A 20,458-nucleotide genomic window follows, 5' to 3' on the forward strand; every position below is an offset into this window, starting at 1 on the left:
ACCCCTATTTGCGTTTAAATACAGGAACGGTAGAACAAGGTTCCCCGTACATGATACTTTTTGCGACTTTTGCCAATGCAGTCGAAAACTGTACGAAAGCCGATTCAGGAATTTTGATATCACCACATCCCTTTACGACTACACGCTGATCGGTATATTCTGCCATGTCGATCTGCGCGATGTTTTGAGCATATAAGACACGTTCTAATTCATCTAAGCCACCAAACACAACCGTTGCAGCAAAAGGCTCTAGTTTTGTCGCTAACAGCATGTATGCCCATGTTTGTACAATGGCGTCAGAAGAACATGTAATCGCAACATGTTTACCCGAGTAGGCCGACCAATCATGCGTTTTGATGAATTCCCTAAAGTCTTTCTCCTTCAAAATCAGTCCGTGAAAGAGATTATCCTTGATGTCGTACTGCACAAGTTCACCTGTCGGTCTAAATTTAGCTAAGTCTACAGTGATAATACCACTCTGAGCCACTTTATTTACAATGTCGGTTTGAATATCCATATCAAATAATAAAAAAGCCGGACGATATACTCGTCCGGCTACAAAGTTAATTAAAAATATTCTAAAAGAATTTCACACGATTGTCAGTGATATCCGATTTATCTTGTAAAGCTTTGAAAATTGAAGACCATGAACGTTGTAGTTTAGAAGCTAAAATTTGTTTCTTCTGCGCATTTACATCAGGATTAGCTGCAGGGTTAACAAATCCGCTCACTTGAACAGCATATACTCCTTGTGTACCTTCGATCGCTTTTGATGGTTTGTTTGGTTGTAATCCAAATACTGTACCGACCACTTTGTTCTCTAAAGAAACACCTGGGATAACTGGATTCGCCAATACAATATTCTCAACAGCAACTGGTGTTTTACCTAGTTTTTGACCGATTTGGTCTATTGAGGTTGCACCATTCAATGCCGCATTCATTTTCTCTGTTAATAATTTCGCTTTAACAGCATTTTTAACAGCAGGCTCGATGTCTTTTTTAACGCTAGCTAATGGTAACAAACCTTTTGGTTGAACATCAACTACATGTGCCAATACATAAGATTGTTCCGTTTCAAAAACGCGGTCAGAGATTTCACCTTTTTTAGCTTCAAACGCCCATTTGATCAAGTCTCTTGGTGCTTCGTTACCATCTAAGGTATTATCCATAGCCAATACGCGAGAAGCAGTAGCGGCTGTTAAGCCTAGCTTTTGTGCCTCTTGTGCAAAATTTTCTGCAGTAGCAGCAGTCAAGAATGCATTTGCTTTGCTATGCGCATTGTTTAATGTCTCTTTACCACTGATAATGGCCTTATCTATAATCGCAGCTTTAACATATTTAGCTGAACCAATTTGATTTTCGATTTTGATGATGTGAACACCATATTGTGATTCCACAATTTTGATGTCCCCTGTTTTTCCATTAAAGACAGCATTGTCAAAAACAGGAACCATTTGACCACGTGGAAAAGTACCTAACTCACCACCATTGATTTTACTCCCTTCGTCTGTACTAAATTGAACAGCCATTGAAGCGAAGCTTTCTCCTTTAGCCAATAGACCTTTAATAGAGTCAGCTTTTGCTAATGCTTTTTCAAGACCACCTTCTGCAGTTGCATTTAATAGGATATGACTAGCTTTTACGGAGTCAGGACCTACTGTTGACTGCGTAACTTTAGCAATTTCAAATAATCCGTTCGATTCATATGGACCTACAATCGCTCCAACAGGAACATTGAAAAGGACCGAATCCAAAGCCGGACTTAACTGACCTTTTTTCACAAAAGTATAAGGGTATTTGTTATCCGAGTTAATCGATGCAAATAACGAATCATTTGTTGAAGCAGCTAATTCTGTTTTCAACCTGTTGATTGTTTCTTTTGCATAATCGATATCTTTTGTTGTAGGACGTGCATCCACGACAACATATTGAATCTTACGCGTCTCTTCTTGATTTTTAAAAGCATTTTTATGCTCATCGTAATAGGCTTGGTAGTCAGCATCAGTGATTTTGATTTCACTGTCTTTAACCGATGCATAATCCAATAACACATAGTTGAAGTTTGCTAATTTATTACGTTGTTGGTACTCATCGTTAGCCTCCAAAGAAGTAACGTAAAGACTATTATTTAATAAACTGCTATATTTATTGTTCAAACGCTCTTCTTTAACAGCCGCCAATAACATTTCCCATTGTTGTGCAGCTTGTGGATTACCTGAGGTGCTCAATTGTGAGATGAATGATAATAATTGGTTACGGTTGAACTGACCTGTTTGTGGATCTGTAAAAGCTTGAACGATTTGATTGGAAGGATTGTTTCCTGTCACTAAATCATTCAATTCATTTTTACCTACTTCTAAACCGATTTTTTCAATCTCGCTTTTTAGGATTTCTTTTTGCAACAATTGATTCCATACCTGTTGTACAGCATATGATCTCATTTGTGGAGTCAAGTTACCGCCCATTTGTTGTTTAAACATTTCTGCTGTTTGATCAACTTGTTGGTTGAATTCTTGATAATCAATCGCTTCACCATTTATTTCTCCTACGCGATTTTGGTTTTTAGCCCAAAATGGAGTCCCAGAATTGATAACATCTCCTAATAAAAATGCTAGAATTGCTACAGCCATAGCTCCAGTTAAAATGAAACCAGCTCGGTTGCGCAAAAAGCCCATTAATCCCATAGTCTGTTTTATTGTGTTTATATTGTTTAAATACTTAAATTACCATTATTTAGGAAATAGTAGCCTAAATGCGGTGCAAGATACAATTTTTATAAAAAAAAAGCGTAATAATTTCTGATTAAGCGAAACTTATTTCAGGTTTGGTTGTTTTAGCAAGATTTACTGTCCAAATGACGGAAACATACTATTCTCTTTTACGAGCATGACTCCTGTCGAATTCTGAATATTAATCCGTTTAAAATCCTTGTCAGAAGTAAAAGATGACCCTTGTAAGTTGCCCCTGTTATCTTTGAAATAAGCTGTTATAGGTACATAATTATAAAAAGACTCCTTTGCTTCGTCGTAAATAATTTCTTCAGTCTTTATCACTGAACCATCTGCCATAGTGACGATGACATTCTTTTTAAAGGTCGTTGTTTTATTCGCATCATGTTGAATAGCATAATCCGAAGTGATGCGTTGTGTCTCCTTTACATCCTTATCGTAGAATATGATTTTGATTCCTTGTGGGAACTCAAATACCTGGGTGCTATCGTGCTTTATTCGCATTTCTGGAGCACTCATTTCCGCTTTTACAATCGCCGAGTCGCTGTATATGACATTGACATGTCGAGAAATATCGACCGCCTCTTCTTTTTTAAGATTTGCAATACGGTCTACTTCTTTTAGATCCGGTTCACAAGCTGTAAAGAAGAATGCCCCTACTGCTATGATGAGCAGTAGAGGCAATGTATAATGCTTTTTTGAGGCAATTGAAGGTCTTGCCATAGCCGTTATTTGCTTAATCAATTGAATTTTTTCTAAACCAACGATCATTTAAGGTGAAACCAACGTTCAAGTTTACATACCTTTCCCTAATCAAACTGCTCTTGATTGTCCCCATTTGTCCCAACTCTGCAGAAATATTGATTTTAGAAAAAGCACCAGTGTACGGATTTCTTGCTAATGGAAGGCCCACACCAAAAGTGATGGCCATGTCATTGATATCGTTTTTGTTGATAAAGTACTGCGTTCTGTTATAACGGAAACCTAAACGGTAATCCATCAAACTTGTGTATTTGAAAGAAGTAGGATCTGGCGTTATCTGTCCACCGAGAGCAAAACCATAGTTTGTTTTTAGATTTGGTTCTTCTTTTCTAACTTGAAATTTAGACCAATCTGCGTATTTAAATTCTGCTCCAACCATCCAACGGTTAGTTTTTGCAAATGTAATACCCACATTATGTTTTAGCGGAAGGTTCAGGTCTCTTCTATTACGATCAGTTCGGTACACAGTATCCAATGCAATATTTGAGTCTTCGCTAGAAGTCGCAGGAGCTACACGTGTGATATAGGTAGTACTGCGATCATGAATGGCATTGTTCAATGACCCCGAGTAACCAACAGTTAATGAATATTCTTTATTGATCGTTTTGTAATACTGCGCACCGTAATCGAAAGTAACGCCTTGGATTACGCGCTTATCTTGCTGTTGTACATTCAGTGCACCATAGTTGTATGGGAACTCCGTTCTACTGAAATCGTTTAATGTACCAAATAAGTAAGCGATGTTGGCACCTACACTGAAATTCTTTGTAAGATTAACCCCATAACCAAAGTAAGCTTTTGTCAAACCACCTTCTCCTGTAAATGCCTTTCTGTAATTGATGGAGTCTATTTTTTGGACACTGTTTGAGTTGTATCCTAAATCAGAGTATGGTAAAATACCCAAACTGATACCCCCAGCTTTTTTCATTGGGAAAGTCATGGTGATATGGCTGAAAGCAAAATCAGCAGTATTATCCGATTTATTAGCACTACTCAATTGCGTGAAATTTCCATATAACCCCGCATCAAAGGTGCTGAATTGTGCTGCAGAATAAGAAGCAGGGTTACTTGGGTTCGTATTATATACGGAACCAAAATAGCGAATACCTGTAGATAAGCCCCCTATAGCACGATTTTGAGGTAGTAAATCTTCACGCATCTGACCGAGACCAAATTGTGAATAAGGAGATGCAGACGTCGACTTCTGCGCAAATGCTGCTGACGAGCTGTATAATAAGCCTAAAGTCAATAACACTTGAGGTACTTTACTTGTAATGGAGCTTAAAAAGCGTTTCTGCATGATTATAGATTAAAGTTGCGAAACTTATATTTTATATAAATAATAATATTAAAGTTTTGTGTTTCAAAGATTCTAAATTTATGGAAAAGATCGGTATAACGGGTTAAAAATCTATTCCAATTTATATTTCAAGATGATCTTCTCAGCATACAAAACTATTTAATTTTTGTGACCTTGTAGAGTTGATTTTGTTAAAAAAGGTTAAACTACTGATTGTTAAAATTTTAGAAAAACTGAAAATACAGAATTGTTAAAATAATGATAGCATAAACACTCTCGAAAATCCATTTTTTCTTGGCATGTGTAAAATAATAAGCCATGTATATCGCTAATGGTGGAGCACATAACAAAAAATGTGTCTCTGTGATTTGTTTATTCCAGTAGAATGAAGCGAAAGCCAAAATGAACATGAAAAATAAAAGCTGAAATGATTTTCGAATATGGACCACGCTCCTGAAGAAATTATCTTTTAGAATTGCTAGAAAGAGAATCAAGTTAAATACAATGGGAATAAGAACCAAGTAATCATGGAATTCCATGCTGATTGTGGTCGGAAACGTGTTGGTCAATGGAAGCCAGATGCTGTAAAAATCTTGAAATCTTCCTAACCATAGGTAGATTACCGCGAGAACAAAATAAATCGTTATAAACCCCAATAATGGAGAGGCCCATTCGCGCCAATTAAATGGTCTAAAAATGATGAGACTGATCCAAAGTAATAGAAACATGATAATAAAAGGGAAGTAAATCAAACTCCCTATGGCGACTATCATGCCCAAGTCGAACATGAGCGCTTTGATATCATGTTGTCTGTATAGACTCAATAACTTGCTCAACATCCAAACGGATATAAAGTTACAGATCAGTGTTGGAGAAATGACCAAGAAAGGTAAGAACAAACTCGCTAAAGTGAGGTACATCAGTGCAACCAAGAAACTAGGTTTTCCCAATAAATTGAAGTGACCGATAACACGATTGATGATGGTTGCCTGGATGATGGTCAAGCCCAAAGTCACCATTACATTCATTTGAGGAGAAAGGGTGTTGATTCCGTCTTTCCCCAATAAGTTGCCGAGTGCAGGCTCAAAAAGAATAGGAGTAAGACGCTCAGGTAGATGAATGAATACACCGAAACATAGGAGAAATCCGATGAGGATTAAAAATAAGATATTGATGGGGGTGTATTTCCTAAATTGACTGATAATCATGTATGTCCTTTTCCATTTATGAGCTACAATATTACTATTTTATTCCGAATTAGATTTGCTAAAACCAACAATGCCATCATATTTTGATATGATAGCATTGTTTAAATAAATCTTTTATAGCAGTTATTTTTGATCTTGACGTTTCTCTAATCGTGTTATTTTACGATCTAAAATAAATAGATAAGCTGCTACTCCAAAGAACAATACAAGCATAACCAAGACAACAACATATATTTTACCTGAACTTCTTAGTCCAGTTGCCATATCGATATCGCCTTGTGCAAAGATGTTCAATGTAGTCATCATTACTAGAGCGATTGAAAGTGATAACTTTTTCATATCAAGTGTAATAAGTTTTTTAATAAAAATTAATTAATTTCATTTTGTTTGCTTTCAATCAGGCGCATGCGGTAGCGCAGTGAGCACATCCAAGAGCCAATTAAAATCCAGCCAATGATAGACGTATAGAATACCGGGCGTAACTGATTGTTCATGTCTAAATTGCTGAATGCCGTGTTACCACCACTTCCTGGGTGTAGGGAGTCGGTCAATTTTGGTAAGATATAAAGCAATACTACCATGATAGGGAAAGCGAAAATATTATAGACTGCTGATATTTTTGCTCTTTTCTGTTCCTCTTCCAGTGCATTTCTTAACACCAGATAAGCGAGGTACATAAGAGTTGCAATTGCGGATCCATTTAATTTAGGGTCATTAGGCCATGGTTCACCCCAAGTAATATTAGCCCAAAGCATTCCCGTGGCTAAGCCCATTAAGCAAAATGTAATCCCAGTATTCACTGCCTCTACCGCTAATAAATCATATTCTTGTTTACCCGTGTTGAGGTATTTGATACTGTAGATAACAGATATTAAATAAAGGAAAAGCATCGCGAACCACATCGGGACATGGAAATAAACATTTCGGATGGTTTCATGAAGAAGGAATAAGGCAGGTACTGGTCCAAGTAGACCTGCAATTATGACCAATGAAATTAAGACTACTGCTAAAATTTTCCACCAAATTTTTCTCATTATTATGAATATTTAAAAACTGAAACTGTGCAATTAATCACGCCAAAGGTAAGGAAATAACAATAAAGAAATAGTGATGGTGATGATATTAATTGCAATTAAAACGACGATTTCATTTATACTTTGCGCCCTGTCCAATCCTTGCATTGCATTCTGCGAGAGCTTAATCAATACGATAAGAAGGGGGATAATGACCGGAAAACTTAAGATGGCCATGAGGGTACTATTGTTGCCGGCTTTTGAAGTAATGCCCGAAACCATCGTGAAGACAGATGCGAAACTGATACTACCAAGAATGACCGCGAAAAAATATAATGCAGGATCTCCTAATGGGGTTCTAAAAACCATAGAATAGGTTACAAAAGCAATAATAGCTAATAATGCCATTATAAACATGTTGTAAAAGATTTTGGAAAGGATAATTGCTCTGGGGCTTACAATAGCATAGTAATAGAGCTGACGTTGTTGGCTTTCTTGGACAAAACTTTTGTTTATGGCATTGATTGATGCAAAAAGCATGATGATCCAAAAGAGGGCATTCCATATGGTAGCATCTACAGATTTGAATGCTTGGTAGCAAACAAATACTGTAGATATTACATATAGTAAAATGCTATTAATGGCGTATTTAGAGCGCCATTCAAGTGTAGCATCTTTATAAATTAAAGTTTTTACCTGTTGTAGTAAATTCATACAGCGCAAAGATACAAATGAATTGTAATAAGCTGAATGAATAGTGCAACGAGGAAGTAAATTTTAAGGGCGATTATGCGTTATCAACTTTTCTTTTTGCAGTATCAACAGCATCATCAACCTGATCAACCAATTTTTTTGCTGAATGATTGGTACTGTCCAAAGCATCTCTACCAACTTCTTTTGCTTTGTTTTTTAATGATGCTAAATCATCAGATGCTCTATGTGTAAGGTCGTCAAATTTTTCTGATGCCTTGTCTTTTAATGCGTGCAATTCTTCAGAAGCTTGACTTGCTAATTTACGAGCTCTTTTAGCTTCTCTTTTTGAAACATCTTTTAGCGAACGAGTGAGATCTTTAATACCGTCATTAGCACGACTTAATTGTTTTTTACCATCATCAGTACCTAACAGGTACCATGCTGCAGCACCTGCTGCTAAACCTACCAGTGCAAATGCTACTAATCCATTTTTATTTTTCATAACGCTCAAATTTTATATACTTCTTTCAACTATGATACCAAATTAACAGCTCTGGATGATAAAAGTTTTCAAAACGCTATTAAATTAACATTTTTTTACAATTGAACTTGCTGTTTTGACTGTAAGGAGTAGAGATGATGATACAGGCCACTTCCTTTGCTCATGAGTTCGATATGGTTGCCAGATTCGGAAACAGTTCCGTTTTCAATAACCATAATTTGATCTGAGTCTACAATTGTGGACAATCGATGTGCAATGATGATGGAAGTTCTGCCCCTCATTAATTCTTCTAGCGCCAGTTGTACTTGTCTTTCTGATTCTGAATCTAACGATGAAGTCGCCTCGTCAAGGATTAAAATCGCTGGGTCTTTCAATAAGGCTCGTGCAATTGCAATACGTTGTCGCTGACCGCCTGAAAGTTTCACCCCTCTTTCACCTACAAGTGTATCATATCCTTCTGGAAAGTTCATGATAAAATCGTGGGCATGGGCTCGTTTTGCAGCAGTGATGATATGGTCTGCTTCAGCATCCAATCGGCCGTAAGCAATGTTTTCACGAATAGTGCCACCAAATAATAAGACATCTTGGGGTACAATAGCCACTTGATTACGGATATCGGATAATAAGTAATCAGCACTGCTCATACCGTCATAAAGGATTTCTCCACCATCGGGTTTGTAAAATTGAAGTATCAAAGACGCGATTGTAGATTTCCCAATACCACTTGGGCCTACAATGGCTATTTTTTGACCCGCTTTAGCATGAAAAGTAAGGTCTTTTAAAATTTTAATATCCGGTCTACTTGGATAGGAAAATGATACCTTATTAAAGGTCAGGTCACCATGGAAATGTTTTCGGATTTCTTTTGACGTTTCATCGATCAGGATATCCTCTTGGTCTTCCTGTAAGATTTCAAGTATACGTTCACTTGCTCCAAGTGCTTTCTGGATATTGGCATATAACTCAGGGAAACTGCCCATTGAGCCTGCGACAAACATGGAGTAAAGGATATAGGTGGTTAAACCACCAACGGTCATTTCTCCTAAAAATACGAGTGTCGAGCCATACCAGATAACAGCAATGACAGCTCCAAAAATACAGAAGATGATAAAAGAAGCGAATGCTCCTCTGTAGGTTGCTCCCTTAACTGCGAGGCTAACTACAGCATCGAGTCTATTGGTGTATCTTTTAGTTTCGTAATATTCGTTGACAAAGGCCTTGACGTTGCTGATGCCTTGTAGTGTTTCTTGGACGATGGTATTGGATTCTGCCAGCTTATCCTGTGCTTGGCGGGATAGATTACGGATAAATTTACCGAAGACTATCGCAGTAACAACTAATATCGGCAAAATACAGAGATTCATTAAGGCCAATTTTGGCGAAACATATACCAATAATGCAACACCGAATGCTAAACTGATACATTGTCTCAATATTTCAGCTAATGTGGTTGTCATGGTATCCTGTATCTGCGCCAAGTCTGCAGATAGTCTACTGTTTAATTCTCCAACACGACGATTTGCAAAGAATTCCATGGGAAGAGATATCAATTTTTGATAGGAATCTCGGCGAATACTAGCCAGAGCCCTCTCTGCTATTTCTACAAATAGTCGGATCCTAAAAAATGAGACAATCGACATGAAAGTTAGAATGGCAAAAGCAATAGCGCCAATTTCAAACACATTAGCAGGTAACCATTCGTATTTTTGGTTTCCCTCCGCCGCATCAATCATAGCACCCAAAAGTGCCGGAAACGTCAACATTGCTAAACTAGAAAGAATTAAAAAAAGCATGCCCAACAGAAACTTCGTTCTATATGGTTTTAGATAGGAAAGTATCTGAGACGCTTTTTTTAATAATTCCTTATTAAGTTTCGGTTTGGGTAGTTCTTCTTCTTGCTTATTTCCGCTGTTAAATCCTCTTGCCATAAATCATCAATTTAATATTGAGACTTGCAAAAGTAACGACTCTTGATTGATGACTTATCATCGTTTAGTAATTTTTTGGTTTTGGAATAATAAATAACCCAGAACAGCAATGACAGCGAGTGCTATGTATAGAAAGATATTTGTGTTATGATCGCTTCCTTCTATTTTTTTGAGCTCCTTTTTTAATTTTTCGTTCTCTTTTTGCAACTTATTGATTGTGCCAATATAAGCAGACACCTGTTTGTCATACTCTACTGCGAGATTTTGAAATTTCTGTTTTTCATCATCTTTGATATTAATCAGTCTACGCGTTTCAAGGAAAATGTTATTGTCTGTGATGACGATATTTTTTAATATATCAACGGTCTTCTGCATATCATCTTTCGATTTGAATAAGCCGAAGATGGCTGTCTTCTTTTCTAAGCTGAGGTCGTATTCGCTGAATTTTACTTTTCGGTCTTCGATGAGTTTGTTGACACGCAAGCGTTGCGCTTCATAGGAAGTCGAATCTGCGTTTTGTCCAAAGGCAGATAAACTTATTAAAAAAAGTATAAGTAATGAAAATCGTTGTAATAACTGCATGTTGTGTTATTTTTAAATCTTCGGTATGACAAACAAACTTACTGAAAGTTTAATCACCCGGATAGGGGTCAATTGTTGAATTCAATCCGAATGATGTGCGATTCGTCGTCAAATAGACCTAATAGTTGACTCGCATTTGCTTTGTTCATAGCAATTTCTAGAAAATTGCTGATACCGAAAAGACAAAGCTTTTCGCCTTCCGTCACCTCATTATAATTCCAAGAGAGGTTCGTAATTGTTTCACTTCTTTTAAAATACAGGGTAAAGCTTCTTCCTTTTTGAACACGATTGAATAGGTCCTTAGAAATGTTTGTGATCGCATTACCAAAGGCATCTACATACACGACATTTCCGCGAATGGTATCTTTGTCAAAAATAGGCTGTAAAGTCACCTTTTCTACCGTCTGTGCAATTGTGTTTCCAATTGCAGTCAGTTTACCACCTTTTGCGATATGACAGGCAGATTTTGTTAGAATATCTGCTAATGGGAAATGCAGGTAACGTAAGTCCTGTATCAAGTTGATTTCGACAAGCTCTTGAGGTTTCTCCCCATTGAGGAGCAAGCTGAAAATACCATTGTCGGCACCCACAAAAAAGTGATCATTGTACTTCATAGCTACATAACGTGAGTCCTCATGATACAAGGTATTGATTCCAATGATATGAACCGTTTTTTTTGGAAAATAATGATAGGCATTTGCCAGAACAAACGCAGCTCGTGGTATATTAAAGGCAGGTATTTCGTGTGTAATATCAACTATTCGCACATCAGGGAGTTCTGAAATCAAACTGCCCTTTAATGCTGCTTGATAGAAATCCTTATGTCCTAAATCTGTTGTTAATGTAATAACTCCCATTCTTGCTTATTCTCCCTTATGATATATCCCTAGAATTCTTTTTGTTAAGGCTTTAATTTGTAAACTCAATCCTCAAAATTAATGTAAAATTAACGCAAAAAGAAGAAAAGGTACACAAAAGTACGTAATGTGTTCTGATAAAAATAAATAGATTGATGTTATTCTATAGGATTGGTTTAATAAGCTTCTTTTTAATCTTGATACCCACCCAGATAAAATTTTAAAACGGTACTGTTTTTTTTATTTTTATTCTTAAATGTGCTGTCAATTTTAATTTTAATACTGTATTTTTGGATGTTGGTTAATGTGAGTCGTAATTTACCAATAGAGAAAGAATTCACCTTAAATTGAATGATTTGAACGAATTACAAATTACATTGGATGCAATCAATCTAGCGATTCTTTGGGGTACTCAAAATGAGCATTTTGACTACATAAAAAAGCAATATCCCAAGTTGAGAATTGTCGCTAGAGGAAATGAGATGAAGGTGCTTGGTGATGAACAGCAACTGGAGTCATTTAAAAATTCTTTTGATGATGTACTCGGCCATTTAGAAAAGTATAATAAACTTTCTTTGATGGATTTGGAAAATCTAATGCACACTCCCTCTGGATCAGCTGCTCAAGAAGAGAAGTTGCTTGCCGAAAAGGCTGCAATATTAGGAAGCGAGCCCATTGTGTATGGACCAAACGGTATTGTCGTTCGTGCGCGTACTCCCAATCAAAGAAAGATGGTGGATAGCATCAATAAGAATGATATCCTTTTTGCCATTGGCCCCGCAGGTACAGGTAAAACCTATACCGCAGTCGCTTTAGCCGTTCGTGCTTTGCGTAACAAAGAAATCAAACGTATTATATTAACGCGACCAGCAGTAGAAGCCGGCGAGAACCTAGGTTTTCTTCCAGGAGACTTGAAGGAAAAGGTGGATCCTTACCTTCGTCCGCTATACGATGCACTCGATGATATGATTCCACCAGAAAAATTAAAAGGGTATTTGGAGAATCGAACGATTGAGGTCGCTCCATTAGCTTTTATGCGTGGACGTACATTGGATAATTGTTTTGTGATTTTGGATGAAGCACAAAATGCAACCGATATGCAGTTGAAAATGTTTTTGACCCGTATGGGACCAACAGCAAAATTCATTGTGACAGGTGATGTAACTCAAATTGATTTACCCAGAAAGAATCAATCCGGATTGGCTACCGCAATTAGGCTATTGGATAATATTGAAGGAATCGATATTGTTCATCTGAATGGTGCAGATGTCGTACGTCATAAACTAGTGAAGCGCATCTTGGAAGCATACGGTGATATCTAATGCTTAAACCGGAATGTTTAAGAGTTAGTGATAAAATATAAATAGTGAGAGAACACCCATTCAAGATATGAACGCGATAAAAGAAACAAATTTTAATTTCGAAAATCAAACCTCTTTTTATAGAGGGAAAGTACGTGATGTGTACACCATTGCAAATGAATATTTAGCTATGGTCGCTTCCGATCGTATATCGGCATTTGATGTCGTATTGCCAAAGCCCATTCCTTATAAAGGGCAGATACTGAATCAAATTGCTGCTAAATTTTTAAAAGCTACAGCGGATATTCTGCCAAACTGGGTCGTGTCTGTTCCAGATCCGAGTGTGACTATAGGTATCATGTGCGAGCCTTTTAAGGTAGAGATGGTTATTCGTGGCTACTTGTCCGGACATGCATGGCGTGAATACAGCGCTGGTAGACGAACAGTATGCGGTGAATCATTGCCTGAAGGATTGAAAGAAAATGATAAATTACCTGTGCCGATCATTACTCCAACTACCAAAGCTGCTGTAGGACATGATGAAGATATTTCCAGAGCTGCTATTTTGGAAAGAGGAATCGTGAGTGAAGAAGATTATATCCAGTTGGAGAACTATACCAAAGCGCTTTTTCAACGCGGTACCGAGATCGCAGCAGAAAGAGGGTTGATATTGGCGGACACCAAATATGAATTTGGAAAAAAAGATGGGCAGATAATTTTGATTGACGAAATCCATAGCCCCGATTCTTCTCGTTATTTTTATGCAGAAGGTTATGCAGAACGTCAGGAAAATGGTGAAGCGCAAAAGCAGTTATCAAAAGAATTTGTGCGTAAATGGCTAATCGAAAATGGATTTCAAGGTAAAGATGGACAACAAGTTCCAGAAATGACCGATGAAATAATTAAATCAATTTCTGATCGATATATCGAACTTTATGAGCATATTGTAGGCGAGAAGTTCGTGTATCCAAACCAAGAGGACGTTTTGCAACGTGTAGAACGGAATGTTTCACAAGCTTTAAAAGAACTAAAATACTAAAGGAAAGGACCTGAATTATGAAATATACGATTGATAAGCATGACCGTTATATTGTGATAGAACCACTTTGCGATATTCTCGATGCTGAAAAAGCGATTAAATTGAAGGGGGAATTCTTATTGAGAAATACGGTGGGTCAACGTAATATCATATTAGACCTATCAAATGTTCGTAAAATAGATGAGAGCAGTATTCGATTGGCTTTATTGGCCAATCGTCTGTGTGATTCAAGCGGCGGGCTTTTTATTCTAGCAAATTTAGATTCGGAAGTGCTCGACCTCTTGGAGATGTCCCATATGCAAAGAAGCTTTACAATTGTCAATTCCGTCAAAGATGCGGAAGAACGTGTTTTTGCACACGAGATAGAAATGGATTATAGAGGAGAGAAAGAAAAATAATATGCGCTTTGAAGTTTTGATTTTAGGGAATAGCTCCGCAACGCCTATGTATGATAGGCATCCAACGAGTCAAGTAGTAAACTTCAATGAACAATTGTTTTTAATCGATTGTGGAGAAGGCACTCAGATGCAATTGACCCGTTATGGTATTAAAAGCAATAAAATCAATCATATTTTCATCAGTCATTTGCATGGAGATCATTATCTCGGATTAGTTGGATTGTTGTCCTCCATGCATTTAATCGGTCGTAAAAGTGATCTGCATCTGTATGGACCAAAGGGACTTGATGAAATACTGGCTGTTCAGTTTCGATATTCGGAGACTACACTTCGTTATAATCTTATTTTTCATGAAACCTCCGCGGAAACGCCAGAGGTAATCTTTGAAAATCGCACACTCAAGGTCAGTACGTTTCCATTGACTCACCGTATACCCTGTACCGGTTTTCGTTTTGATGAAGGGCAGCGTTCGCGCCACTTGCTGGTAGAAGAGATTGAAAAAGATGGTATCCCGGTAGCGTACTATCAACGATTGAAAAACGGGGTGGATTATGTGCGTGAAGATGGACATGTGTTTAAAGCAGATGATTACACCTTACCAGGACCCTTATCCCGTAGTTATGTCTACTGCTCAGATACCGTACGAACAGCAAATTATTTACCTTATATTCAGCATGCATCATTAATGTATCATGAATCTACCTTTCTCCATGAAATGGTAGACCGTGCTAAAGAAACGTTTCATACCACTGCTTTGGAAGCAGGAGAAATAGCAAAAGAAACACATGCAAGTAAGTTATTATTAGGCCATTATTCCGCACGATACAAAGATTTACAACCTTTATTGCTCGAAGCACAATCTGTTTTCCAGCAAACGATGCTATCGCAAGAAGGAAAATGGTTCTCAGTATAATGATATTCGTAAATTCCACTTATTTCTTCCATACAAAAAAACAAAATTACAGAAGAGAAAACGAGAACTTTGCTTAGATCCGCAATAATGATTGTGTATTTAAGCAAATTTATCTAAGTTTACGATTTTAAATTTAATAAATTAATGGACACTCCATTCAACTTAACGAAACTATTACGGGATAATATTAAAAATCTCGTACCTTATTCTTCTGCAAGAGATGAATTCAAGGGGGAAGCATCTATTTTAATCGATGCGAATGAAAACGCTTTTGGTTCACCATTAGCGCATAACTACAACCGTTATCCCGACCCTCTGCAGCATCAAGTGAAGCATAAGCTTGCGCAGATCAAAGGTGTTCCTGCAGAAAATATGTTCTTAGGTAATGGAAGCGATGAGGCCATTGATATCTTATTCCGCGCATTTTGTCGTCCTGGAATAGACAATGTAGTTTTGGTACCGCCCACTTATGGTATGTACGAGGTGTCGGCGAATATCAATGATGTGGCATTTCGTAAAGTTAATCTAACCCTTGATTATCAATTAGATCTTCCTGCAATTGAAGCAGCAGTGGACGAGCATACCAAATTGATTTTTATCTGTTCACCGAATAATCCGACAGGTAATACAATCAATCGCCATGATATTGAAGCTATCCTAAATAACTTTGATGGTTTGGTTGTGGTGGATGAAGCATATATCAATTTTTCGCAGTCAAAATCATTTACGCAGGAATTGGCGGAATACCAAAACTTGGTCGTATTACAAACATTATCCAAAGCATGGGGACTAGCAGCCTTACGTTTGGGGATGGCTTTTGCAAGTACTGAAATTATTGCTGTATTCAATAAAATAAAGCCACCATATAACATCAATCAAGCAACTCAGGATATTGTCCTGGAGGCTTTGGAGCAAGTCGAGCAAGTGAACACTTGGATTAAACAAACTGTAGAAGAGCGAGAAAAATTAGTCCAAGAACTGCAGAAACTAGAAATGGTGCAGCACATCACTCCTTCAGATGCTAATTTTATTTTAGTGAAATTGGACGATCCCAAAGGCGTATATGCACATCTAGTAGCGCACGGAATCATTGTCCGTGATCGGTCAAAAGTAGAGCTGTGTGAAGGATGCCTTCGTATTACAATCGGTACGCCAGCTGAAAACCGTATATTATTAGAAAAATTAACCACAATCAACATATAAAAGAATGCCTAATCAGCTTAAACGTGTATTGTTTATCGACCGCGATGGTACTTTAATTTTAGAACCAGAGGATCAACAAATTGATTCTTTTGCTAAACTTAAATTTTACCCAGGTGCATTGCAATACCTTCCACGCATTGCCAAAGAATTGGATTTCGACTTAGTTTTAGTTTCTAATCAAGACGGTCTGGGGACAGATGTACATCCGGATGAGAAATTTTGGCCAGTTCATCAATTTATTGTAGACACATTTGCCGCCGAAGGAGTTCTTTTTTCTAAAGAGCATATCGATCGCACATTTCCACATGAAAATGCTGCAACACGAAAACCAGGAATTGGTATGTTGTTGGATTATTTCGATCCTTCGAAATACAATTTAGCGCAATCTTTTGTCATCGGTGACCGTGTGAACGATGTAAAATTGGCTCAAAATTTAGGTGCAAAGGCTATTTGGTTGCGTAATAACGACGGATTAGGTGCTTTGGAAAATGTACAGATTGAAGCTGATACAATAGGTTTGGAAACAACCGATTGGAAATCCATCTATGAGTACTTGAAATTGGGAACGCGTACAGGTGAACACCACCGCAAGACCAACGAAACGGATATCTATATCAAATTGAATTTAGACGGTTCTGGAAAAGCAGATATTGATACAGGTTTACCATTTTTTGACCATATGCTTGATCAAATTGCCCGTCACGGTGCGATAGATCTAACAGTTAAGGCAAAGGGTGATTTACATATTGATGAGCATCATACTATTGAAGATACGGGTATCGCATTGGGTGAAATATTCCTAAAAGTATTGGGAGACAAACGTGGAATTGAGCGTTATTCTTATACCTTGCCCATGGATGATTGTTTAGCGCAAGTGGCATTGGATTTTGGAGGCCGCAATTGGATTGTTTGGGATGCTGAATTTAAACGAGAGAAAATTGGTGATATGCCAACGGAAATGTTTTTCCATTTTTTCAAATCATTTTCCGATGCCTCTAAGTCAAACTTAAACATCAAGGCCGAAGGCGATAATGAACATCACAAAATCGAGGCGATATTCAAAGCTTTTGCCAAATCAATCAAAAAAGCAGTTCGCCGAGATGCTGACAATATGGAGTTGCCCAGTACAAAAGGAGTATTGTAGATAATAGATTGGAGACGATAGATTATAAAAAACAATGATAGGAATTATAAATTACGGCGCTGGTAATATTTTTTCACTGACCGCAGCTTTAGATCGGGTTGGACTCACCTATGGTATGGTCAATACTGTTGAAGAGCTCGATCAGTATGATCGTATCATTATTCCTGGTGTAGGGCATGCAGGTGCCGCAATGGAAAAGTTGCGTGCTTCTGGTTTAGCAGAATGTATTCATACCATTCAAAAACCTGTATTGGGTATTTGTGTCGGGATGCAGCTATTGACTGATTTTTCCGAAGAAGGAAATGCGGATCTATTGGGTATCGTACCCTTGAAAACCTTGCACTTTGATAAAAAAATCAAAGGGAAGGTTCCACATATGGGATGGAACAGCGTTACGATTAGAAATGACAATCCATTATTCAGCAATATAGAAGATAATGCTTATTTTTACTTTGTGCATTCCTATTTCATTGAGTATGACAAGGAATACACCGCAGCGATGTGTGACTATGGATTGCCATTTTCGGCGGCTATAGCAAAAGGGAATTTCTACGGTGTGCAATTTCATCCCGAGAAATCTGGTCAAGCTGGTGAGCAGTTATTAGTGAATTTTTCAAAATTAAGTTAGAAATAAAAAAACAGTTTACAATGTATATTATACCCGCTATTGACGTATTAGATAAGAAGGTTGTTCGTCTGAGAGAAGGAAACTACGATGATGTCACTACTTATGAAATCAGTTTAGAAGAGCAGATCGAGAAGTATCATGCAAATGGTACTGAATTGGTACATATCATTGACCTGAATGGTGCAAAAGGTGATTTTAGTAACCAAGAATATTTATTCGACATCATTCAAAAAACAGAAATGAAAATCCAATACGGTGGCGGAGTTCGCAGTATTGATAAAGTCAAAGAACTCGTTGATGCAGGTATTTACCGCGTTATCGTAGGTACACAAGCGATCACTAACCCATCTTTCTTAGAAGAGTTGAGCATCTTGAATGAAGGTAAAGTCAAATACGCAGATCATATCGTGATTGCGATTGATGTGTTGGACGAAGTGATTAAATATTCGGGTTGGTTAGAATCTTCGCCAATTAAATTAATTGAATATATTGACAAATGTCTTGCTTTAGGATTTTACCGTTTCTTATGTACAGACATCAGCAAAGACGGTAAATTAGGTGGTGCTGGAGTTGAGCTTTACAAAAAGTTGTTGGATCATTCTCCAATTATCAAATTAATTGGTTCTGGAGGTATTAGTTCTATGGAAGATATCAGCAACTTAAAAGCATTGGGTTCTATGGAATCTGTAGTTGTTGGGAAAGCCATCTATGAAAATAGAATATCAATTGAAGAAATTAAAGATTGGAATTTGAAATCGTTAATTAACTTCTAAGGATGTTGGCAAAACGTATAATTCCTTGTCTCGATGTTAAAGATGGGCGTACCGTAAAGGGCGTCAATTTTGTTGACCTACGCGACGCTGGAGATCCGGTTGAGTTGGCATGGCAATACTCCGAACAAGGAGCAGATGAATTGGTTTTTTTAGATATTGCGGCAACACACGAAGGACGTAAGACAACCATAGACTTAGTAAAATCTGTAGCCCGTCAAATCAATATTCCATTTACTATCGGAGGTGGGATCAATGAAATGAAAGATGCAGAGGCCTTGTTGAATGCAGGAGCAGATAAGATATCAATCAATTCAGCTGCTGTTCGCAATCCACAATTGATCAATGATCTTGCTGCCGCATTTGGGGCACAATTTGTTGTTGTTGCCATCGATACGCGTTATTTAGAAGGGCAAAACTTTGTTCATTTAAGTGGAGGGCGAATCAAAACGGATATCAAGACGGAAGATTGGGTTCTCGAAGCGCAAGAAAGAGGTGCAGGGGAGATATTATTGACTTCCATGGATCACGATGGTACGAAGAACGGATTTGATAATGGCCTTTTGAAAAAGATAAATGACTCCATTCATATTCCATTGATCGCTTCAGGTGGAGCAGGTAATCAACAACATTTTGTCGATGTATTTCAACAAGCACATGTTGATGCCGCCTTGGCAGCTTCGGTATTCCATTATGGTGAAATACTGATTCCAGAATTAAAGAATACACTACGTAGTAACGGCATTGTCGTACGTTAGAAGGTTAGATAGTTAAGAAGTTAGAAGGTTAGAAGGGCTTGCTATAGTGAGTCAAAAGCTATCAGGCTTCTACACAAGATAAAAATAGAAATGTTAGATTTTTCAAAAAGTGACGGACTTGTCCCTGTGATCGTGCAAGACGCCCAAACATTAGAGGTGTTGATGCTCGGCTATATGAACGAAGAGGCATGGCAAAAAACACAAGCTGAGAAGCGTGTTACTTTTTTTTCAAGAAGTAAAAATCGTTTATGGACAAAGGGCGAAGAAAGTGGAAACTTTCTAGAAGTCGTTGGTCTGCATATTGATTGCGATAAAGATACTGTACTGATTAAAGCTAGGCCTGTTGGCCCAACTTGTCATACCGGTAGTCGCAGTTGTTTTGATACCGATTACAATCAGAATTTCCTGTTGCAGTTGGAACAAATTATCAAAAACCGTTACGAATTTCCTGCCGATGAATCATACGTGAATCGTTTACGCTCGAAGGGAATCAATAAGATAGCACAAAAAGTTGGTGAGGAAGCAGTGGAAACTGTAATTGCAGCGTTGACGGAAACTGAACACGACTTTATCAATGAAACCTCGGATTTGTTTTTTCATCTCTTGGTATTACTACGAGAGAAAGGTATTTCATTGGAAACTATCGCAAAAAACCTCGAAAGCAGACATCAATAGGAAATCCTCGGTTTTCCTATTCCATAAAAAATTGCCGTATATTTCTTCCATAACA

22 protein-coding genes are annotated in these 20,458 nt (G+C 37.6%); 10 read left to right on the forward strand and 12 right to left on the reverse strand.

Annotation, left to right across the window (positions count from 1 at the left end; all coding sequences use genetic code 11):
• Positions 1-4: 4 nt before the first annotated feature.
• The 12 genes from KO02_RS03010 to KO02_RS03065 form a co-directional block, all read right to left on the reverse strand.
• Positions 5-517, reverse strand: a complete 513-nt coding sequence (locus KO02_RS03010) for a DUF2480 family protein (protein WP_038695719.1) — start codon at positions 515-517, stop codon at positions 5-7.
• 61 nt (positions 518-578) lie between these two features.
• A complete protein-coding gene (locus tag KO02_RS03015; protein WP_235212338.1) occupies positions 579-2,630 on the reverse strand; it encodes a peptidylprolyl isomerase in 2,052 nt (683 codons plus the stop codon).
• A 213-nt stretch (positions 2,631-2,843) separates the two neighbouring features.
• Positions 2,844-3,452 carry an LPS export ABC transporter periplasmic protein LptC gene (gene lptC, locus KO02_RS03020; protein ID WP_038702044.1) on the reverse strand — a complete coding sequence of 203 codons (609 nt, stop codon included), beginning with the start codon at positions 3,450-3,452 and terminating at the stop codon, positions 2,844-2,846.
• Between the two features lie 13 nt (positions 3,453-3,465).
• Positions 3,466-4,791 (reverse strand): membrane protein, encoded by a 1,326-nt coding sequence (locus tag KO02_RS03025; RefSeq protein ID WP_038695723.1) that lies wholly within the window; start codon positions 4,789-4,791, stop codon positions 3,466-3,468.
• A 224-nt stretch (positions 4,792-5,015) separates the two neighbouring features.
• The gene (locus KO02_RS03030) at positions 5,016-5,999 is read right to left on the reverse strand and encodes a DUF6427 family protein (RefSeq protein WP_038695726.1); all 984 of its coding nucleotides are present in this window, start codon (positions 5,997-5,999) and stop codon (positions 5,016-5,018) included.
• 123 nt (positions 6,000-6,122) lie between these two features.
• Complete coding sequence (locus tag KO02_RS03035) at positions 6,123-6,305, reverse strand: CcmD family protein (RefSeq protein ID WP_235212339.1); 183 nt, start codon at positions 6,303-6,305, stop codon at positions 6,123-6,125.
• Positions 6,306-6,367: 62 nt separating this feature from the next.
• Entirely contained in the window at positions 6,368-7,033 is a 666-nt protein-coding gene (ccsA, locus tag KO02_RS03040; RefSeq protein WP_038695730.1) for a cytochrome c biogenesis protein, read from the reverse strand.
• Between the two features lie 33 nt (positions 7,034-7,066).
• Positions 7,067-7,726, reverse strand: coding sequence for a heme exporter protein CcmB (locus KO02_RS03045; protein ID WP_038695732.1), 660 nt, complete (start codon positions 7,724-7,726; stop codon positions 7,067-7,069).
• Positions 7,727-7,799: 73 nt separating this feature from the next.
• A complete protein-coding gene (locus KO02_RS03050; protein WP_038695734.1) occupies positions 7,800-8,207 on the reverse strand; it encodes a hypothetical protein in 408 nt (135 codons plus the stop codon).
• Between the two features lie 95 nt (positions 8,208-8,302).
• Entirely contained in the window at positions 8,303-10,135 is a 1,833-nt protein-coding gene (locus KO02_RS03055) for an ABC transporter ATP-binding protein (protein ID WP_038695735.1), read from the reverse strand.
• Positions 10,136-10,192: 57 nt separating this feature from the next.
• The gene (locus KO02_RS03060; protein ID WP_038695737.1) at positions 10,193-10,717 is read right to left on the reverse strand and encodes a hypothetical protein; all 525 of its coding nucleotides are present in this window, start codon (positions 10,715-10,717) and stop codon (positions 10,193-10,195) included.
• Between the two features lie 68 nt (positions 10,718-10,785).
• On the reverse strand, positions 10,786-11,574 hold the full coding sequence (locus KO02_RS03065; protein WP_038695739.1) for an S-adenosyl-l-methionine hydroxide adenosyltransferase family protein: 789 nt from the start codon (positions 11,572-11,574) through the stop codon (positions 10,786-10,788).
• Between the two features lie 356 nt (positions 11,575-11,930).
• Between KO02_RS03065 and KO02_RS03070 the strand changes: the two genes are divergently transcribed.
• The 10 genes from KO02_RS03070 (at position 11,931) to hisIE (ending at position 20,403) form a co-directional block, all read left to right on the forward strand.
• Positions 11,931-12,896, forward strand: a complete 966-nt coding sequence (locus KO02_RS03070; protein ID WP_038702046.1) for a PhoH family protein — start codon at positions 11,931-11,933, stop codon at positions 12,894-12,896.
• A 67-nt stretch (positions 12,897-12,963) separates the two neighbouring features.
• A complete protein-coding gene (locus KO02_RS03075) occupies positions 12,964-13,914 on the forward strand; it encodes a phosphoribosylaminoimidazolesuccinocarboxamide synthase (RefSeq protein WP_038695741.1) in 951 nt (316 codons plus the stop codon).
• Between the two features lie 17 nt (positions 13,915-13,931).
• A complete protein-coding gene (locus tag KO02_RS03080) occupies positions 13,932-14,312 on the forward strand; it encodes an STAS domain-containing protein (protein WP_038695743.1) in 381 nt (126 codons plus the stop codon).
• Between the two features lies 1 nt (position 14,313).
• On the forward strand, positions 14,314-15,225 hold the full coding sequence (locus tag KO02_RS03085) for a ribonuclease Z (RefSeq protein WP_038695745.1): 912 nt from the start codon (positions 14,314-14,316) through the stop codon (positions 15,223-15,225).
• Between the two features lie 144 nt (positions 15,226-15,369).
• Entirely contained in the window at positions 15,370-16,428 is a 1,059-nt protein-coding gene (gene hisC / locus KO02_RS03090; RefSeq protein WP_038695747.1) for a histidinol-phosphate transaminase, read from the forward strand.
• 4 nt (positions 16,429-16,432) lie between these two features.
• Positions 16,433-17,572 (forward strand): bifunctional histidinol-phosphatase/imidazoleglycerol-phosphate dehydratase HisB, encoded by a 1,140-nt coding sequence (gene hisB / locus KO02_RS03095; protein ID WP_038695749.1) that lies wholly within the window; start codon positions 16,433-16,435, stop codon positions 17,570-17,572.
• A 34-nt stretch (positions 17,573-17,606) separates the two neighbouring features.
• Positions 17,607-18,200, forward strand: coding sequence for an imidazole glycerol phosphate synthase subunit HisH (gene hisH / locus KO02_RS03100; RefSeq protein ID WP_038695750.1), 594 nt, complete (start codon positions 17,607-17,609; stop codon positions 18,198-18,200).
• 20 nt (positions 18,201-18,220) lie between these two features.
• A complete protein-coding gene (locus tag KO02_RS03105) occupies positions 18,221-18,973 on the forward strand; it encodes a HisA/HisF-related TIM barrel protein (RefSeq protein ID WP_038695751.1) in 753 nt (250 codons plus the stop codon).
• Between the two features lie 2 nt (positions 18,974-18,975).
• Positions 18,976-19,728, forward strand: a complete 753-nt coding sequence (hisF, locus tag KO02_RS03110) for an imidazole glycerol phosphate synthase subunit HisF (RefSeq protein ID WP_038695752.1) — start codon at positions 18,976-18,978, stop codon at positions 19,726-19,728.
• 90 nt (positions 19,729-19,818) lie between these two features.
• Positions 19,819-20,403 (forward strand): bifunctional phosphoribosyl-AMP cyclohydrolase/phosphoribosyl-ATP diphosphatase HisIE, encoded by a 585-nt coding sequence (hisIE, locus tag KO02_RS03115; protein ID WP_038695753.1) that lies wholly within the window; start codon positions 19,819-19,821, stop codon positions 20,401-20,403.
• Positions 20,404-20,458: the final 55 nt, after the last annotated feature.

Origin of the sequence: Sphingobacterium sp. ML3W (assembly GCF_000747525.1) — a bacterium.
GTDB lineage: Bacteria > Bacteroidota > Bacteroidia > Sphingobacteriales > Sphingobacteriaceae > Sphingobacterium.

Excerpts from the sequence above, each read along its gene's own strand:
- KO02_RS03010 (WP_038695719.1), bottom strand. The coding sequence starts at position 517 with ATGGATATTCAAACCGACATTGTAAATAAAGTGGCTCAGAGTGGTATT.
- KO02_RS03015 (WP_235212338.1), bottom strand. The coding sequence starts at position 2,630 with ATGGCTGTAGCAATTCTAGCATTTTTATTAGGAGATGTTATCAATTCT.
- lptC (WP_038702044.1), bottom strand. The coding sequence starts at position 3,452 with ATGGCAAGACCTTCAATTGCCTCAAAAAAGCATTATACATTGCCTCTA.
- KO02_RS03025 (WP_038695723.1), bottom strand. The coding sequence starts at position 4,791 with ATGCAGAAACGCTTTTTAAGCTCCATTACAAGTAAAGTACCTCAAGTG.
- KO02_RS03030 (WP_038695726.1), bottom strand. The coding sequence starts at position 5,999 with ATGATTATCAGTCAATTTAGGAAATACACCCCCATCAATATCTTATTT.
- KO02_RS03035 (WP_235212339.1), bottom strand. The coding sequence starts at position 6,305 with ATGATGACTACATTGAACATCTTTGCACAAGGCGATATCGATATGGCA.
- ccsA (WP_038695730.1), bottom strand. The coding sequence starts at position 7,033 with ATGAGAAAAATTTGGTGGAAAATTTTAGCAGTAGTCTTAATTTCATTG.
- KO02_RS03045 (WP_038695732.1), bottom strand. The coding sequence starts at position 7,726 with ATGAATTTACTACAACAGGTAAAAACTTTAATTTATAAAGATGCTACA.
- KO02_RS03050 (WP_038695734.1), bottom strand. The coding sequence starts at position 8,207 with ATGAAAAATAAAAATGGATTAGTAGCATTTGCACTGGTAGGTTTAGCA.
- KO02_RS03055 (WP_038695735.1), bottom strand. The coding sequence starts at position 10,135 with ATGGCAAGAGGATTTAACAGCGGAAATAAGCAAGAAGAAGAACTACCC.
- KO02_RS03060 (WP_038695737.1), bottom strand. The coding sequence starts at position 10,717 with ATGCAGTTATTACAACGATTTTCATTACTTATACTTTTTTTAATAAGT.
- KO02_RS03065 (WP_038695739.1), bottom strand. The coding sequence starts at position 11,574 with ATGGGAGTTATTACATTAACAACAGATTTAGGACATAAGGATTTCTAT.
- KO02_RS03075 (WP_038695741.1), top strand. The coding sequence starts at position 12,964 with ATGAACGCGATAAAAGAAACAAATTTTAATTTCGAAAATCAAACCTCT.
- KO02_RS03080 (WP_038695743.1), top strand. The coding sequence starts at position 13,932 with ATGAAATATACGATTGATAAGCATGACCGTTATATTGTGATAGAACCA.
- KO02_RS03085 (WP_038695745.1), top strand. The coding sequence starts at position 14,314 with ATGCGCTTTGAAGTTTTGATTTTAGGGAATAGCTCCGCAACGCCTATG.
- hisC (WP_038695747.1), top strand. The coding sequence starts at position 15,370 with ATGGACACTCCATTCAACTTAACGAAACTATTACGGGATAATATTAAA.
- hisB (WP_038695749.1), top strand. The coding sequence starts at position 16,433 with ATGCCTAATCAGCTTAAACGTGTATTGTTTATCGACCGCGATGGTACT.
- hisH (WP_038695750.1), top strand. The coding sequence starts at position 17,607 with ATGATAGGAATTATAAATTACGGCGCTGGTAATATTTTTTCACTGACC.
- KO02_RS03105 (WP_038695751.1), top strand. The coding sequence starts at position 18,221 with ATGTATATTATACCCGCTATTGACGTATTAGATAAGAAGGTTGTTCGT.
- hisF (WP_038695752.1), top strand. The coding sequence starts at position 18,976 with ATGTTGGCAAAACGTATAATTCCTTGTCTCGATGTTAAAGATGGGCGT.
- hisIE (WP_038695753.1), top strand. The coding sequence starts at position 19,819 with ATGTTAGATTTTTCAAAAAGTGACGGACTTGTCCCTGTGATCGTGCAA.